Here is a 14,524-nt window from a genome sequence, read left to right as displayed (position 1 = left end):
GCGCGTGCTGCCTTGCTTAGCCGAGACCGGCAGACACCGTCGAAATAATGAAAAACGGGATCACCGACGCCACCGCAAAGACGGTCAGACCAAAGATCGCGACCAACCCATCGCCTGCAAGGATCGCCACCGCGATCAGAGCCACACCAAATCCGATGATGCTGGACATGAAAGGCACCAATTCAAGGAATGGGATGCTTAGCGCTGCGAGACCGCAAATCAGGTAGAGCACCCGTGTCATCGGGCGGCGCACCAGCCATTGCAGCCGTTCGCGGGTGATCTTGTCCAGAAATCCGGCGACCTTGCGCATCTTTTGCGCTGCGTTATGCGTGCGCTCGACCGGGACTGTGCGCCGGGTCAGAATGCCCGGCAACCACAGATAGTCGCGGCCCACCGCACCTTGAATGGCAATCAGGAATATCAGGAAACCACAGAAAGACGAAAACAGGGGGATACCGCTGAGCGGTGATGCGACAAGCAAGCCAGGTACGATTAGCACCGGGGGCACTGCCGACCGGCCGAACGTTTCGACAAGGTCACCGGCTTTCATAGGGCCGCTTTCAGTGGCGTCGCCCAATGTATCCACAATCTGTGTGACCGGTGCTGAAGCTGTCATAAATTTTCCGCCTGCGCGCTGTTTGCTGTGCTTACCTCATTCCAACGCATCATCGGACTGACGGTTCCATAGCTGGGCATAGCGCCCGCCCTGTGCCAACAGCTCTGCGTGCTGTCCCTGCTCTACGATCGCACCGTTTTCCAGCACGATGATCCGGTCCGCATCGGCAATGGTGGAAAGGCGATGGGCGATGGTGATTACGGTACGCCCTTCGCCCATCGCTTTCAGCTCTGCCTGAATATCGCGCTCTGTGTCGGTATCCAGCGCGCTGGTGGCTTCATCCAGCAACAGGATCGGCGGGTTCTTTAGCAAGGTGCGGGCAATACCGACCCGTTGCTTTTCCCCGCCTGACAGCTTCAGCCCGCGTTCACCCACCGTTGTCTGATAGCCCAGTGGCAGGCTGGCGATGAAATCATGGATTTTGGCAGCTTTGGCGGCGGCGATAATCTCTGCCTCGGATGCAGTGGGGCGCCCATAGGCGATGTTGTAATGCACGGTGTCGTTGAACAGCACCGTATCCTGCGGGACGACACCGATCTGCGCGTGCAGGCTGTCTTGGGTGACATCACGCACATCCTGCCCGTCGATCAACAGTGCACCGGAACTGACATCATAGAACCGGAACAACAGCCGCCCGATGGTCGATTTGCCCGAACCAGAAGAGCCGACAATCGCGACGGTCTGCCCCGGTGCCACCTCTAGGTCTATGCCTTTCAAAATGGCGCGCTCCGCCTCGTAGCCGAACGCCACATTTTGCAGGCTGACCCGCCCACCGCTGACCTGCAAATCAGGCGCATCCGGCTTGTCCTTCACCTCGGCCGGTTGTTCAAGCAGGTGGAACATATCCGCCATGTCGATCAGCGCCTGCCGGATTTCACGGTAGACGGTGCCCAGAAAATTCAGCGGCATGGTGATCTGGATCATATAGGCGTTGACCATGACGAAATCGCCGACGGTCAGGTCACCGTTTTGCACCCCAATGGCGGCCATGACCATGACAATCACCAGCCCCCCGGTGATCAGGCAGGACTGGCCGAAATTCAAGAATGCCAGTGAATAGTTGGTTCTAACGGCGGCGGTTTCATATTGGGCCATGGCCGCGTCGTAGCGGTCCGCCTCCCATTTCTCAGCACCGAAATATTTGACCGTCTCGAAGTTCAGCAGGCTATCAATCGCCTTTTGGTTTGCATCCGTGTCCTGATCATTCATCACCTTGCGAATGCGCACCCGCCATTCGGTTACCTTGAAGGTGAAAAGGACGTACAGCGCGATGGTCAGCACCACCACGGCCAGATACCAGACATCGAACAGGAAAAAGAGAATGGCGGAGATTAGCAGCAGTTCCAGCAAAAGCGGCCCCATGCTGAACAGCAAAAAACGTAGCAGGAAATCGACGCCTTTGACCCCGCGCTCTATAATCCGGCTCAGCCCGCCAGTCTTGCGCGTGATGTGATAGCGCATCGACAGGCGGTGAATATGAGTGAAGGTTTCAAGCGCCAGCTGGCGCAGGGCGCGCTGCCCGACCCGCGTGAAGATCACGTCGCGCAACTGCTGAAAGCCCACATTCATCAACCGTGCGACCCCATAGGCCAGCGTCAGCCCGACCGCGCCAAACCCAAGGAACGTGGCTGCGCTCGCCGTTTCCGGGGCAAGCGCATCGACCGCTTGTTTGTAAAACAGCGGCGTGCTGACCGCGATCAGCTTGGCCAGCAGCAACACCAGTAATGCCAAGACCACGCGCCGCTTGACCCAAGCCTGCCCCGCTGGCCAGAGATAAGGGATCACCCGACGGATCACCGCCCATCCCTGGATCTTGGTATTATCAAAATTGGCAGCGGTTTTGGACAGGCGACGCATCAGGAACTCCGGCTAACAGAGTCCTACCTATGGTGTTGCAGCCCCAAGAACCAGTCGCATGCCGCTATTGATTGATTTCCGGGATGCGGAAAATCTGGCCGGGGTAGATCAGATCCGGATCGCGGATCAGATCGGCATTGGCCGCGTAAACTTCGACATAGAATATTCCATCGCCGAGGTTCTCCTCGGCTATCGCCCAAAGGGTCGCGCCGGGCTGCACCGTGCGCACGCCAACCTCGAAGCCCGGCTGCGCGGTTTCATTGGCCATGACAGCCGCGACCTCGGCGGGTTCTTCGCGCTTGAATGGGGTTTCTATCCGCGAGACGACATCGCCTTCTGCATCAAGCTCATCAATGCGCAGCGTATAGACGCCGGTATCAATCTCCGGCAAGTCGATACGGAATTCGCCCTGATCGCTGATCCCCGAGGTTACAAGCGGCTGATTGTCTAGATAGACCTGCACGTCGCCATCGCTTGTGGCGCGGCCAGATAACTGCACTTCGCCTTCGGGATCATAGGTGATCGCATCGAGTGCGACATTTTCAGGCACAGCCGGGGCGTTGAGCTGCGGCGCGCTCTGCACCACGCGGATGCCTTCGGCATCGGCTTGCAGGACAGTGGGTGCTGCTGGCTCTGTCGGGAGGGTCGCTGCGGCGGTATCGCTTTCGGGCACGGCGCGCGCGGTGGCTGCGTCAAGCGCGCCATCGGCAATTACGCGCGGATCATCCGGCAAAGTTGTCGTCAATCCAGCGTCAGGCAGTTCTGGCGTGACAGGGCCGGTATCGGGCAAATCAGCCGATGCAACCTGTGGCGGGGCAATCGGGGCCACGATATAGCTTGTCTCTGATTGCACGGCGTTCCCCTCTGGGTCGGCCAGCAAATAAAGACGCCGAGGCAGGTCCGATGGGCCAGCCGAGGGAAAGGCGACAAAGCTGCCGTTGCTTTCGGCGGTGACGCGTTCCAGCACGTCCCCTGCCAGCATGATCGCGATGACCTGGTTGGGTGACGCACGCCCTGCGACCACCATGCGCCCGTCGGGTTCAACCCGGAAGGTGTCAAAGCTTGGCGCGGGCAGGATGTCGGTCGACGGGGTCGGTAGCTCCGGCGCTTGAATATCTACGGCCAGACTCGCGGGCTGTTCGTCGTCAGCGGGCAGGTTTGCGGTATCGGGTGCAGTCAGGAACAGCGCTATCCCGACAGCCAGCGCAAGCGCCGCAGCCCCGCCAAGAACGGCCAGCCCCGTCTTTGTTTGCGTTTCGTCAGACACAAAATTCCCCTTTACCGCACCAAATCGGCCATTCCCCCGCCACACGGTTGAGCCACCTTAGCAACGCCGCTATGACCGGTCAAAGCAAGCTTCATGAGAGTTACCCAATGACCACACTATTGAAATCCGTCTGTGTCTATTGTGGATCACGTGACGGTGGAAAGCCCGCCTATGCCACGGCAGCGACATTCACTGGTGACATGCTCGCCCGCAACGGGTGGCGCTTGGTTTACGGTGCCGGAGATGTCGGTCTGATGGGCCGTGTGGCCCGCGCGACGCAGACAGCGGGCGGGCAGACTTTCGGCGTCATTCCGACCCATCTGATGGACTGGGAAGTCGGCAAACGCGATCTGGATCATTTTGTGATTACCGAGACGATGCATGAGCGCAAAAAGGTCATGTTCATGAATGCGGATGCTGTTGTGGTTCTGCCCGGTGGGGCCGGATCACTGGATGAATTCTTTGAAGTGCTCACATGGCGGCAGCTTGGACTGCATGAAAAGCCGATCATCCTGTTAAATGTGGATGGTTTCTGGGATCCGCTACAAGGGCTATTGCAACATGTGGTTGATCAGGGCTTTGCCGGTGACAATGTGCTATCCTTTGTAACCACTGTGCCCGATATCACCGCGCTGGAAAGCACCCTGCGCGACGCCCTGTCCTGACGGATTGCCGCGACAGAATAGATCGCCAGTGCCAGCCAGATCAGCGGAAAGGCGATACCGTGCCACCGAGTGAAGACCTCGCCAAAGACCAGTACCGCGCAGCCGAATTGTAGCGTTGGATTGATATATTGCACCACGCCCACCGTCGCCATGCGGACCCGCCGCGCGGCATAGCTGAACAGGATCAAGGGCGAGGCAGTCAGCGGCCCAGACAGCGCCAAAAGCGCATGCGTCTGCCACGTACCCGCCCCGATCTGCGTGCCTGCGAATACCAACCAGCCTATGGCGATGGGGGCCAGCAGAACCACCTCTGCCGTGACTGAAACGACCGGGCCTAGGTCCAGCTGCTTTTTGGCCACCCCATAGGCCCCGAATGTCACCGCCAGCGCCAGCGCGATCCACGGCGGCACGCCTAGCCCCCAGGTCAACCCAACCACCGCCAGCATGGCCAACGCAACGGCTACCCATTGCGCGCGCCCAAGCCGTTCGTCGAAAATCGCCCAGCCTAGGATTACTGCCACAAGCGGAAAGATATAATACCCAAGCGAGGCCTCCATGCCGTGCCCCGCTTGGATCGCAAAGATAAAGCCAAACCAGTTGGACGCGATCATCACCGCCGCCAGCCCGATCAGCCAGACCTGACGCCCCGCGATCGCTTGCCTGACAAGCCCCAGCCGCCCTTGCGCCAGCAGGATCAGCACAAAGAAAACCAGCGACCACAGGCTGCGATAGGCCAGCACCTCGGCTGCGGGCACGTGTTTCAGCAGCGCATAGTAAAGCGGCGACAACCCCCAGACCGTGCAGGCCAGAAGCAGGGCTGCAACGCCTCGTGTGCTGTCAGACATGCTGCATCAGCTCCTGATATCGCGGTAACCCGATATTCGACCCGCAGGCGATGATCCCCACCTGCCGTCCGGCCAGCACGTCCTGCAACGGGCCGCGGATGGCGGCAAGCGATGCGGCGCAGGCTGGTTCGGCAATGATTGACAGGTTTTTCTGATAGATTTCCATCGCGGTCAGCATATCCTGATCTGTGATACGCACGATCCGATCCACATGGGCATGGGCGACCGCAAAGCTGTAAGGCAAGGCCAGTGGCGCGCCAAGGCTGTCGGCAATGGTGTCGACCCGGTCAAGCCGCACAGGGCTGCCCGCCTCAAAACTGCGCGCCATACTGTCTGCGCCATGTGGTTCGACCCCGATCACCTGAGCATCAGGCCGGATTTGCTTGATCGCAGCGGCCATACCACTGACCAACCCACCACCGCCGATGGGGATCACGAAAGTGTCAATATCAGCGGCCTGTTCACAATATTCCAGTCCGCAAGTGGCCGCCCCAAGCACCATATGGGGGGCGTCAAAGGGGTGCATGAGCACCCTGCCCGCCGCTGCAGCCTGTTCCATCGCGGCAAAGGCAGCGACCATATCGTCATAGAGCTGCACCGTCGCGCCCAGTGCTTCGCAGCCTGTGATCCGCACAGGGTCTGTTGCGCGGGGCATGGTAATCAACGCGTCCACGCCTGCTGCGCGCGCGGCCCATGACACGGCCAGCGCATGGTTGCCACCGCTTGCGGCCACAACGCCTGCCGCACGCTGCGCGTCGGTCAGTTGGCTGATCCCCAGATAAGCGCCGCGCGCCTTGAACGATCCGGCTTGCTGAAACAATTCTAGCTTGAGCGTTACCCCGGCGCAATCAGGCAGCACATCATCCCAGCGGGTCGCCGACAAAGGCAGGACCGGGGTCCGCAAGGTGACCTGATCCAGCGTGGCATCTGCTGCTTTGATCTGTGATAAATTTGGTCCGGTCACAGCGGCATACCCCCATAAAAAACGCCCGCAGAACGATGTCCCACGGGCGTCAGGTGATGTCCAGACCGGCTCAGGCAGCCAAATCGGCCTTTACGATATCTTCGATCTTGTCCAGCGGATGATTGGTCAGTGTTTTGGGGATTTCACCCACAACCTTGGACGAAACTTCCTGATGAATATGGTTTCGCAGCTCGCCTAGAATGTTTGGGGCGGCGACCAGCACGATCTCTTTGAAGTTCGCGCGGTGTGCGTGCCCATACAGCAGTTCAGCCAATTCGATGGCGAAACGTTCTTTGGCCAGCTCATGCCAGTCCGTATCATCAAGCGCCGATCGTTGACCGACGCCATTGTCATGCACGCGACCAGGGCGGTTGGCGGATTGTTCCAGATCGGACGGATTGTCCTGCTCTTTTTTGCGCACGACCTCCAGATTGGGATCTTCGCCGTCGGTCACATTTTCCAGCAGCAAGGCTTTTTCACCATCCGCCACAACAACCCATGTGCCGTTTTTTAGCTTAGTCATTATCAAGCTCCTTGGTCTTGGGGATCTCCTCGTGCTTTTGGCGGACATGGCTGACGCCAGTCTGGCCTTGGTCACGATCTTCGCCATTTCCATGAGCACCGGGCACACCAGTGTTGCGATCTGTGTTTTCAATCGCTTCTTCAGTTTCTTTTTTACCATCTTGGGAACGTTGACGATCTGCCATTTTATAGCCTCCATTTTTCTCTGACAGATCAACCTTTGCAGCCCTGTTTCGTTCCAAAGAAAAGGGCCCGCCACCGCTGGTGACAGGCCCCGATAAACAGCAATTTCTGCGCGATTACATGCGGCTTGCGACGTTTTCCCAGTTCACCAGATTATCAAGGAAGTTGGTCAAATAGGCTGGCCGTTTGTTGCGAAAGTCGATGTAATAGGAATGTTCCCACACATCGCATCCCAAAAGCGCCGTTTGACCAAAGCAGACAGGGTTCACGCCGTTTTCGGTCTTGGTCACCTTCAGACCACCATCGGTGTCTTTGACCAACCAAGCCCAACCGGACCCGAATTGCCCCGCACCAGCGGCGCTGAAATCATCTTTGAACTTATCGACAGAGCCAAAGCTGTCCTTGATCGCACTTTCCAGTTCGGACGGCATAGCGCTGTCCGAAGGCGACATCATTTCCCAGAATTGATTGTGGTTCCACAACTGGCTGATATTGTTGAAAATGCCCGATTGCGCCACTGCGTTGGCATCATAAGTCCCCTTGATGATGTCTTCGAGCGATTTGCCTTCCCATTCGGTCCCCTCAATCGCCTTGTTCCCATTGATCACATAGGCGTTGTGGTGGATGTCATGGTGATATTCGAGCGTTTCCTTTGACATGCCTTTGGCTGCCAGAGCGTCATGCGCATATGGAAGGTCAGGAAGTGTAAAAGCCATTTCATCTCTCTTTTAAGTTAGGGAAGGTTAACACGATACCTGTTACATGCGCTTTCACTGTCAAGTGTGCAAGTACAACTGCGCCTGCAACGACCCGGGAATTCGGCCGGGTCGCGCAGGGGGCTGACCTTAGGTCAGCCGCTGCAGATGGGCCGGTTCAAACGCGATCAGTTCATCTGTGGCACCCGTGCGGATTTTCTCTGCCCAGTTGGGATCAGACAGTAACACCCGGCCCACAGCGATCAGGTCAAATTCGTCGCGGTCCATCCGGGTCAGTAGTCTTTCGATACCCGCATTCCCGGACCCTTGCCCGGCGAAGGCACCAAAGAAATCACCGTCCAACCCGACAGAGCCGACGCTGATCGTGGGTTTACCCGTCAGCTTTTTGGCCCAGCCAGCAAAGTTCAGCCCGTCTTCGCCGTCGATTTCGGGGAACTCAGGTTCCCAGAACCGGCGCTGCGAGCAGTGAAAGATATCAACACCGGCATCGGCCAGCGGCGTTAACCATGCCTCCATCTCGGCGGGTGTCGGGGCAAGGCGGACGCTGTAATCTTGTTGCTTCCACTGACTTAACCGCAGCAGAATCGGGAAATCGGGGCCGACAGCCGCGCGCACGGCTTTCACAATCTCAACAGCAAAACGCGACCGTTCCGCCAGCGTCTTGCCACCCCAGTGATCTGTGCGTGTATTCGTGCCATCCCAGAAGAATTGGTCGATCAGGTAGCCATGCGCGCCGTGTAGTTCAGCCACGTCAAAGCCTAACCGTTTGGCGTCAGCGGCGGCACTGGCAAAAGCCGCGATCGTGGCGGCGATGTCATCCTCGGTCATCGCGTTCCCGCGTGCTGTGTCGGGGGCGAGCAGGCCAGAGGGGCTTTCAACAGGGCCCGGCTGTTCCCATCCGGACATGCTGCTGGTGGACCCTGTGTGCCAAATTTGCGGGCCCATGCGGCCCCCTGCCCCATGCACCGCATCAATCACGGTTTTCCATCCTGCAAGCGCGGCATCACCATGGAAAAAGGGGATGCCCGGCTCATTACGCGAAACCGGGCGGTCAACCACGGTGCCTTCGGACAGGATCAGCCCGACATTGCCTGCGGCACGACGCTGATAATAGTCAGCGTGCGCCTGTGCCGGCACACCCTCCGGTGCCATAGCGCGTGTCATCGGAGCCATGACGATACGGTTTTTCAGCTCCAGCGCGCCCAGCTTGAACGGTTTGAACAGCGGCGCAGTATCCGCATTGGTGGCGGGTCGGTCGAGTGGCATAGGGTCTTCTCCTGATCATGTTCGGACACTAAGTATCATTTGCATACCTGGTTTCAATCAGGCACTACTTCTGCACCAGGTGAACTGAAGGAAACCGCCATGCCAAAGGATGAGCTTGCCAATAAGACATTCGACGTCAATTGCCCCAATCGCGAACTCTTTGCCGAGATCGCGGATAAATGGTCAATGATGATCCTGACAGTGGTTGAGGACGAGCCGCGCCGGTTCAACGACATCAAGCGGCGGTTGGAAGGGGTTTCGCAAAAATCACTGACGCAGACATTGCGTAAACTGGAACGCAACGGGATCGTGTCCCGCACGGTCATCGACACCTCACCCATTGCGGTGGAATACGCGATGACCACGCTGGGGCATTCATTGCTTGCCCCTTACAAGGCGATCTATCGCTGGACTTGCGTCAACCTCGGTGCGGTGGACGCTGCACGAAACGCATTTGACGCCCGCAAATCCGCCTCTTGATCCTGCGCTTCCCGCACGGCGCGCGGCCCAAGCTGTAACCAGCCGGTCAGCGCCTGATCAAAGGCAGTAGGGTTTTCCAGAAACGGCATATGTGCGGCATCCATCAGACACGCCTGCGCCATCGGGGCGGCCTGCATCATGCGCAACTGGTGGCTGGGCGGCACGACACTGTCCCGCTGGCCGATCATCGCAAGGATTGGCACCGTGATTTCAGGAAGCTGCGCGATGATGCTGGTGTTCAATACCCAGCGCGTCATGCTGAGCGCGGAAGCAGCATTGCAACGTTTCAGCATCAGGCGCATATCTTCGGGAATAGCGCCTGCCACCTCTGCCGTCGTGACGCTACGCAGCCCCCGCTGGAAGGAAGCTTGGGTCCGCAGCCAACGCCGGCCCGCCATTGCAAACAGCACCTTGCCCAACAACGGGCGCGCCAAAAGCCGTTCATCCAGTTTTGATGCACGGTCCCTGTGTCCGCAGCTAAGGCTGCCGACCAAAACAAGGCTCTCAATCTTCTCAGGCATCCGGCGGGCCAGGATCAGGCCGAGCAACCCGCCAGTGGAATGGCAAACCAGCGTGACAGGTCGACCTGCACCGTGCCGGTCAATGACTGCGACAGCTTCATCGACCCAACGATCAAGATCGAAGGGCAATGTATCTTCGGGGCGGTGGCCGACAAGATGCAGATGCGCCACGCTCGCCGCAGGCAGTTCCAGCCGGTCGATGGTGGACTGCCAGATGTGCGGCGTTTCAAAAAGACCGGGGATAAAGACAAGCGGCTGATCTTGCTGCATAGAAATTCCTTTCGCAAGCAGTTAACCAGCCAGGGTTGGGTTTGGTTCCGTCGCCGCTTAGGCCCCGGGGAAATGCCCCACCCGTCCGGCCTTGGCAGAGACCGCCAACAGGTCGAAAGCATACGCCGCGACAGAGCGGAAACAGATCACCTGAAACGTGTCCTCGTCCCGCATCCAGAAGGCGGCGGCGACCTGACCCAGCCGGGTGCGGCGAAAGTCGTCGGGCTGGAACGTAACCGGGTGCAGATCAACGGGGGCGAGCTTGGCGATGACTTCGTGCGCAAATGTGCCCTCTACCCGGATCAGCGCGCGGGCATCTGATACATTTTCGGCCAGATAATGCTTGCCCTTCAACGCCTTGTCGATTGCCTTTATTGCGCTGCCAACATCCGCGTAAGGCACAAGCAGCAGCAGTTCATCCGGCGACATCCAGCAGATGCCCTTGCCCCCATCTATGCTGACCGTGCCTTGTTTCGGCATGGGCTGCCCGGTCACGGCCTTACAGACAGAGCGGAGACTTTTGCCAGACAGATCACCGCGCAGGGTGATCATACCTTGCAGGCCATCCTCGCGGATTGTGACCTCTCCGGGGGCGAATTTGCCCTGCAATGCGCTGATCGGTTCAGACATTTTGCTTTGCCCCCTCTTTATCATAAAATACCGGATCAACGATCCGGGCCTCGACCGTGGTGCCGTCAGTCTTGTTAAAGCTGATCACCTCGCCCATCCGATCCGGTCCTTTGTGGACCAGCCCCATGGCGATGCCCTTGTCCAGCGTCGGCGAGTAGTAGGTTGAGGTTACGCGGCCCTGCGTATTTTGCTGGCCATTCGCATTCGCGCCTTCAGCAATCGCATAAGACCCATCCGGCAAAACAGAGCCATCCAGCGTTTCCAGACCCACCAGTTTCCAGCGGTCCGGGTCGGCCATATGGCTGCGCAGATGCGCCCGTTTGCCCAGATAATCCTCTTTCTTTTTGGACAATGCCCATTGCAGGTTCAGATCCTGCGGGATCACCGTGCCATCGGTTTCGTCCCCGATCATGATGAACCCCTTTTCGGCCCGCATGATATGCAACGCCTCTGTCCCGTAAGGCATCACACCGAATTCTTCGCCAGTCTGTAACAGCCCATCCCAAAAGGCTCGGCCTTGCCCGGCAGGTACGGCGACCTCGTAGCTAAGCTCGCCCGAGAACGAAATCCGGAAAACCCGCGCATCAAACCCGCCTATTTTGCCTTCAGCCCATTGCATGAATGGCAATGCCTCAGCCGATAGGTCCATACCACCCAGCTTTTGCAAAACCTTGCGGGCATTGGGACCGACCACAGCAATCTGGGCGAATTGTTCGGTCACATTGGCGACATAGACCTTCCAGTCCCACCATTCGCATTGCAGCCAGTCTTCCATATGGGCGTGAATGCGTTCCGCCCCGCCAGTGGTGGTGTGGCAAAGCCAGGTATCTTCGGCCATGCGGACCACAACACCATCATCCATCAGAAAACCGTTTTCAGAGCACATCAACCCATAGCGGCATTTTCCAACCGGGAGGGTCGACATCATGTTGGTATACATCATGTCCAGAAACTTGCCCGCATCCGGCCCTTTGACGATCAGCTTACCAAGGGTAGAGGCATCCAGCAGCCCAAGGTTCTCGCGGGCATTCTTCACCTCGCGGTTCACTGCATCCTCTACAGTTTCACCTGTACGAACATAGGCATAGGGCCTGCGCCACTGCCCCACGGGTTCGTTGTCCGCCCCATTTTCATTCGCCCAGTCGGACATCGGGGTTTTACGGACCGGCTGAAATAGATCGTCCCGCGCCACGCCCGCAATCGAGGCCATGGAAATCGGCGTATAGGGCGGGCGGAAGGTGGTGGTGCCCACATTCGGGATCGCATCGTTCAGCGCATTGGACAGCACGGCAAGACCATTGATATTGCTCAACTTCCCCTGATCCGTCGCCATGCCCAGCGTGGTGTAACGTTTGGCATGTTCGACGCTTTCGAACCCTTCCTGCGCGGCCAACTGTACGTCAGAGACTTTCACGTCATTCTGGAAATCCAGCCAAGCCTTGGACCGCAGCGCGCGGCTGGCGCCCTGCGGCATCAACCAGACTGGCGCAATCGGCCCTTCTTCGACGTCATGTCCCAACGGGGCCTGCCCGCCGCGTTTCATATGGCCTGACGCCTTGGCAGCCGCACGACCTGCGGCCCAGCCATCGCCGATTGCCTCGGCGGTGAACAAATGCCCATTCGCGGTTCCTGCCGCCGTCACAAAACCAGCGCCCGCCGCCCCGGTCGGGGGACGGTCATGATCAGGCCGGAACATCGCCTGTGTGTCGTCCCAGATCAGCTTGCCACCACAATGTGACCACAGGTGCACTACAGGGGACCAGCCGCCGGACATAGCCACACAATCACAGGCGATTTCTTCCAGCGGTGCGCCCTCGCCCGCCTGCGCGCAGATCGCCACGCCGGTGACCTGCTTGCCGCCTTTGACTTTGGCGATGCCCTTGCCTGTCTCCACCCGGATGCCCAGCGCGCGGGCCTGATCAATCAAAGCCCCTTCGGGCGCATTGCGGGCATCGATAATGGCAGGCACATCCAGCCCGGCCTCTTTCAAGGTAATCGCAGTGCGATAGGCATCATCATTATTGGTCACAACCACCGTGCGGTCACCAATCGACACACCGTAATTCACCACGTAATCCCGCACCGCAGCCGCCAACAGAACACCCGGAATATCATTGCCTGCAAAGGACAAGGGCCGTTCAATCGCACCTGTCGCAGTCACAATCTGGCGCGCGCGGATGCGCCACAGCCGGTGACGCGGGCCTTCGGCATCGGGGGCGTGATCGCGCAGCCGTTCATAGGCCAACGCGTAGCCGTGATCATAAACACCTGCCCCCATGCAGCGCAGACGCAGATCAACATTTGGCATATTCTCAAGCGCTTGCACGGTCTCAGCGACCCATTCTTCGGCCTTCATCCCTTCGATTTCGGGCTGATCCACCATCGCGCGGCCACCCCAATGGGCGCTCTGTTCGATCAGCAGAACACGTGCACCACGCTCGGCCGCAGCCTGCGCTGCGGCAAGCCCTGCAACCCCGCCACCCACGACCAGCACATCAACCTGCGCATTGAAATGCTCATAAGTATCGGAGTCACGGTTTTTGGGGGCTTTGCCCAGACCGGCAGACTGGCGGATGATGGGTTCGTAGACATGCTTCCAGAACGCACGCGGATACATGAACATCTTGTAGTAGAACCCGGCAGGCAGAAAGCGGGACAAGGCAGCGTTGATCGCGCCCACATCGAATTCCAGACTAGGCCAGTGATTCTGCGAAGTAGCGGTCAGACCGTCGAATAATTCCGTGGTCGTGATGCGCTGGTTCGGCTCAAACTGGCTGTCTTTGCCCAGATTGACCAGCCCGTTCGGCTCTTCCGCGCCAGAGGCGACAACACCACGGGGGCGATGATACTTGAACGAACGGCCCACCAGCTTCTGACCATTAGCCAGTAGCGCCGAGGCGAGCGTGTCGCCTTCGAACCCGCGAAATTGCTTACCGTTAAAACTGAATGACAAGGCATTGTTTTCATTGATCAGACGGCCTTGACCGGACAGACGGGTGCTCATTTCAGTGTCCCCCATGACCAGCCGGGACGTTTTTCAGAGATCGCATCGCGTATCGCCTGCGGCGGCTCCAGCGTTTGGGCTGAATAGGTGCCAAACACCTCTAGCGTGTTGGTGCAGCGGGCAGCATGGAACCACTTGCCACAGCCATAGACATGTCGCCAGCGTTCAAAATGAACTCCCTTGGGGTTCTCGCGCATAAACAGGTAATCCTCAAACGCCGTATCGTCGGATCCCGGACCTTCGCGCTTCAAATGCGCCTGACCACCGGCGTGCAGATCGGTTTCATCGACATCCATGCCGCAATAGGGGCAGTTTAAAATCAGCATGATGGACCTTTAGTTTCAGGGTATTGTACTGCGCAAGACAGCGATACAAACAAGCGTGATACGACGCCTACAAGCTTTATTGTGAAACGGGAATAAGCGGAATTCCCCGCCACATTTCCAGAAATTGAGGCAAATTCCGCCGATTTCAGCCCCCCGTTGGTCGAGGATTCCACATGCCGCGATAGCGCCTGTAAGTTGCACCTATGGAACTTATTTTGCTTATAATTGGCGGGATACTGACAACTGCGATCATCTATATGATCGCACAACGTTTGTTCGGTCATCCCTTTGATGATGGAAGCGATACATCTGACTATCCTGGTTACGATGAACAGATGATCGTACGCGAATTGCAGGCGTTCATGTCCGGCGGGTATCGCGAATGACCTGCC

The 14,524-nt window shown here is 58.4% G+C and carries 16 protein-coding genes; 3 read left to right on the top strand and 13 right to left on the bottom strand.

What is annotated here, in order from left to right; genetic code table 11:
* Positions 1-16: 16 nt before the first annotated feature.
* From ACJ5NV_RS08365 to ACJ5NV_RS08355, 3 genes are all read right to left on the bottom strand, one after another.
* The gene (locus ACJ5NV_RS08365; RefSeq protein WP_411643215.1) at positions 17-616 is read right to left on the bottom strand and encodes an exopolysaccharide biosynthesis protein; all 600 of its coding nucleotides are present in this window, start codon (positions 614-616) and stop codon (positions 17-19) included.
* A 36-nt stretch (positions 617-652) separates the two neighbouring features.
* The gene (locus tag ACJ5NV_RS08360; protein ID WP_411643214.1) at positions 653-2,473 is read right to left on the bottom strand and encodes an ABCB family ABC transporter ATP-binding protein/permease; all 1,821 of its coding nucleotides are present in this window, start codon (positions 2,471-2,473) and stop codon (positions 653-655) included.
* 64 nt (positions 2,474-2,537) lie between these two features.
* Positions 2,538-3,740, bottom strand: coding sequence for a LysM peptidoglycan-binding domain-containing protein (locus ACJ5NV_RS08355; RefSeq protein WP_411643213.1), 1,203 nt, complete (start codon positions 3,738-3,740; stop codon positions 2,538-2,540).
* Between the two features lie 107 nt (positions 3,741-3,847).
* On the opposite strand from ACJ5NV_RS08355, the gene ACJ5NV_RS08350 reads away from it, so the two are divergent.
* On the top strand, positions 3,848-4,405 hold the full coding sequence (locus ACJ5NV_RS08350; RefSeq protein WP_411643212.1) for an LOG family protein: 558 nt from the start codon (positions 3,848-3,850) through the stop codon (positions 4,403-4,405).
* Here ACJ5NV_RS08350 and rarD read toward each other — a convergent pair.
* The 6 genes from rarD to ACJ5NV_RS08320 all read right to left on the bottom strand — a co-directional run bounded on the left by rarD (position 4,312) and on the right by ACJ5NV_RS08320 (position 8,901).
* Positions 4,312-5,250 carry an EamA family transporter RarD gene (gene rarD, locus ACJ5NV_RS08345; protein ID WP_411643211.1) on the bottom strand — a complete coding sequence of 313 codons (939 nt, stop codon included), beginning with the start codon at positions 5,248-5,250 and terminating at the stop codon, positions 4,312-4,314. The genes ACJ5NV_RS08350 and rarD overlap by 94 nt on opposite strands.
* Positions 5,243-6,214, bottom strand: coding sequence for a threonine ammonia-lyase (locus ACJ5NV_RS08340; protein WP_411643210.1), 972 nt, complete (start codon positions 6,212-6,214; stop codon positions 5,243-5,245). The genes rarD and ACJ5NV_RS08340 overlap by 8 nt, the downstream gene beginning before the upstream one ends.
* Before the next feature lie 70 nt (positions 6,215-6,284).
* On the bottom strand, positions 6,285-6,737 hold the full coding sequence (locus ACJ5NV_RS08335) for a host attachment family protein (RefSeq protein ID WP_411643209.1): 453 nt from the start codon (positions 6,735-6,737) through the stop codon (positions 6,285-6,287).
* Positions 6,730-6,921 carry a hypothetical protein gene (locus ACJ5NV_RS08330; RefSeq protein ID WP_411643208.1) on the bottom strand — a complete coding sequence of 64 codons (192 nt, stop codon included), beginning with the start codon at positions 6,919-6,921 and terminating at the stop codon, positions 6,730-6,732. Before ACJ5NV_RS08330 ends, ACJ5NV_RS08335 begins: the two co-directional genes overlap by 8 nt.
* Before the next feature lie 114 nt (positions 6,922-7,035).
* Positions 7,036-7,635 carry a superoxide dismutase gene (locus ACJ5NV_RS08325; RefSeq protein ID WP_411643207.1) on the bottom strand — a complete coding sequence of 200 codons (600 nt, stop codon included), beginning with the start codon at positions 7,633-7,635 and terminating at the stop codon, positions 7,036-7,038.
* 129 nt (positions 7,636-7,764) lie between these two features.
* Positions 7,765-8,901, bottom strand: a complete 1,137-nt coding sequence (locus ACJ5NV_RS08320; RefSeq protein ID WP_411643206.1) for an NADH:flavin oxidoreductase — start codon at positions 8,899-8,901, stop codon at positions 7,765-7,767.
* Positions 8,902-9,000: 99 nt separating this feature from the next.
* Here ACJ5NV_RS08320 and ACJ5NV_RS08315 point away from each other — a divergent pair, with 99 nt between their 5' ends.
* On the top strand, positions 9,001-9,381 hold the full coding sequence (locus ACJ5NV_RS08315; RefSeq protein ID WP_411643205.1) for a winged helix-turn-helix transcriptional regulator: 381 nt from the start codon (positions 9,001-9,003) through the stop codon (positions 9,379-9,381).
* On the opposite strand, the gene ACJ5NV_RS08310 is transcribed toward ACJ5NV_RS08315, so the two are convergent.
* From ACJ5NV_RS08310 to ACJ5NV_RS08295, 4 genes are read right to left on the bottom strand one after another with little or no spacing between them, the layout of a single operon-like run.
* Entirely contained in the window at positions 9,303-10,172 is an 870-nt protein-coding gene (locus tag ACJ5NV_RS08310; RefSeq protein ID WP_411643204.1) for an alpha/beta fold hydrolase, read from the bottom strand. The two genes, ACJ5NV_RS08315 and ACJ5NV_RS08310, sit on opposite strands and share 79 nt — an antisense overlap.
* A 57-nt stretch (positions 10,173-10,229) precedes the next feature.
* Positions 10,230-10,802 carry a sarcosine oxidase subunit gamma gene (locus ACJ5NV_RS08305; protein WP_411643203.1) on the bottom strand — a complete coding sequence of 191 codons (573 nt, stop codon included), beginning with the start codon at positions 10,800-10,802 and terminating at the stop codon, positions 10,230-10,232.
* Entirely contained in the window at positions 10,795-13,806 is a 3,012-nt protein-coding gene (locus ACJ5NV_RS08300; protein ID WP_411643202.1) for a sarcosine oxidase subunit alpha family protein, read from the bottom strand. The genes ACJ5NV_RS08305 and ACJ5NV_RS08300 overlap by 8 nt, the downstream gene beginning before the upstream one ends.
* The gene (locus ACJ5NV_RS08295) at positions 13,803-14,132 is read right to left on the bottom strand and encodes a sarcosine oxidase subunit delta (RefSeq protein WP_411643201.1); all 330 of its coding nucleotides are present in this window, start codon (positions 14,130-14,132) and stop codon (positions 13,803-13,805) included. Before ACJ5NV_RS08295 ends, ACJ5NV_RS08300 begins: the two co-directional genes overlap by 4 nt.
* Before the next feature lie 203 nt (positions 14,133-14,335).
* Between ACJ5NV_RS08295 and ACJ5NV_RS08290 the strand changes: the two genes are divergently transcribed.
* Positions 14,336-14,518, top strand: a complete 183-nt coding sequence (locus ACJ5NV_RS08290; protein WP_411643200.1) for a hypothetical protein — start codon at positions 14,336-14,338, stop codon at positions 14,516-14,518.
* The last annotated feature ends 6 nt before the right edge of the window (positions 14,519-14,524 follow it).

The sequence above is a fragment of the Loktanella agnita genome (assembly GCF_046640325.1).
Classification (GTDB): domain Bacteria; phylum Pseudomonadota; class Alphaproteobacteria; order Rhodobacterales; family Rhodobacteraceae; genus Yoonia; species Yoonia agnita.
The sequence above is the reverse complement of the archived record's forward strand: the minus strand, read 5'-3'. Positions and strand labels throughout refer to the sequence as shown.

Excerpts from the sequence above, each read along its gene's own strand:
- ACJ5NV_RS08365 (WP_411643215.1), bottom strand. The coding sequence starts at position 616 with ATGACAGCTTCAGCACCGGTCACACAGATTGTGGATACATTGGGCGAC.
- ACJ5NV_RS08360 (WP_411643214.1), bottom strand. The coding sequence starts at position 2,473 with ATGCGTCGCCTGTCCAAAACCGCTGCCAATTTTGATAATACCAAGATC.
- ACJ5NV_RS08350 (WP_411643212.1), top strand. The coding sequence starts at position 3,848 with ATGACCACACTATTGAAATCCGTCTGTGTCTATTGTGGATCACGTGAC.
- rarD (WP_411643211.1), bottom strand. The coding sequence starts at position 5,250 with ATGTCTGACAGCACACGAGGCGTTGCAGCCCTGCTTCTGGCCTGCACG.
- ACJ5NV_RS08335 (WP_411643209.1), bottom strand. The coding sequence starts at position 6,737 with ATGACTAAGCTAAAAAACGGCACATGGGTTGTTGTGGCGGATGGTGAA.
- ACJ5NV_RS08330 (WP_411643208.1), bottom strand. The coding sequence starts at position 6,921 with ATGGCAGATCGTCAACGTTCCCAAGATGGTAAAAAAGAAACTGAAGAA.
- ACJ5NV_RS08325 (WP_411643207.1), bottom strand. The coding sequence starts at position 7,635 with ATGGCTTTTACACTTCCTGACCTTCCATATGCGCATGACGCTCTGGCA.
- ACJ5NV_RS08320 (WP_411643206.1), bottom strand. The coding sequence starts at position 8,901 with ATGCCACTCGACCGACCCGCCACCAATGCGGATACTGCGCCGCTGTTC.
- ACJ5NV_RS08315 (WP_411643205.1), top strand. The coding sequence starts at position 9,001 with ATGCCAAAGGATGAGCTTGCCAATAAGACATTCGACGTCAATTGCCCC.
- ACJ5NV_RS08310 (WP_411643204.1), bottom strand. The coding sequence starts at position 10,172 with ATGCAGCAAGATCAGCCGCTTGTCTTTATCCCCGGTCTTTTTGAAACG.
- ACJ5NV_RS08305 (WP_411643203.1), bottom strand. The coding sequence starts at position 10,802 with ATGTCTGAACCGATCAGCGCATTGCAGGGCAAATTCGCCCCCGGAGAG.
- ACJ5NV_RS08300 (WP_411643202.1), bottom strand. The coding sequence starts at position 13,806 with ATGAGCACCCGTCTGTCCGGTCAAGGCCGTCTGATCAATGAAAACAAT.
- ACJ5NV_RS08295 (WP_411643201.1), bottom strand. The coding sequence starts at position 14,132 with ATGCTGATTTTAAACTGCCCCTATTGCGGCATGGATGTCGATGAAACC.
- ACJ5NV_RS08290 (WP_411643200.1), top strand. The coding sequence starts at position 14,336 with ATGGAACTTATTTTGCTTATAATTGGCGGGATACTGACAACTGCGATC.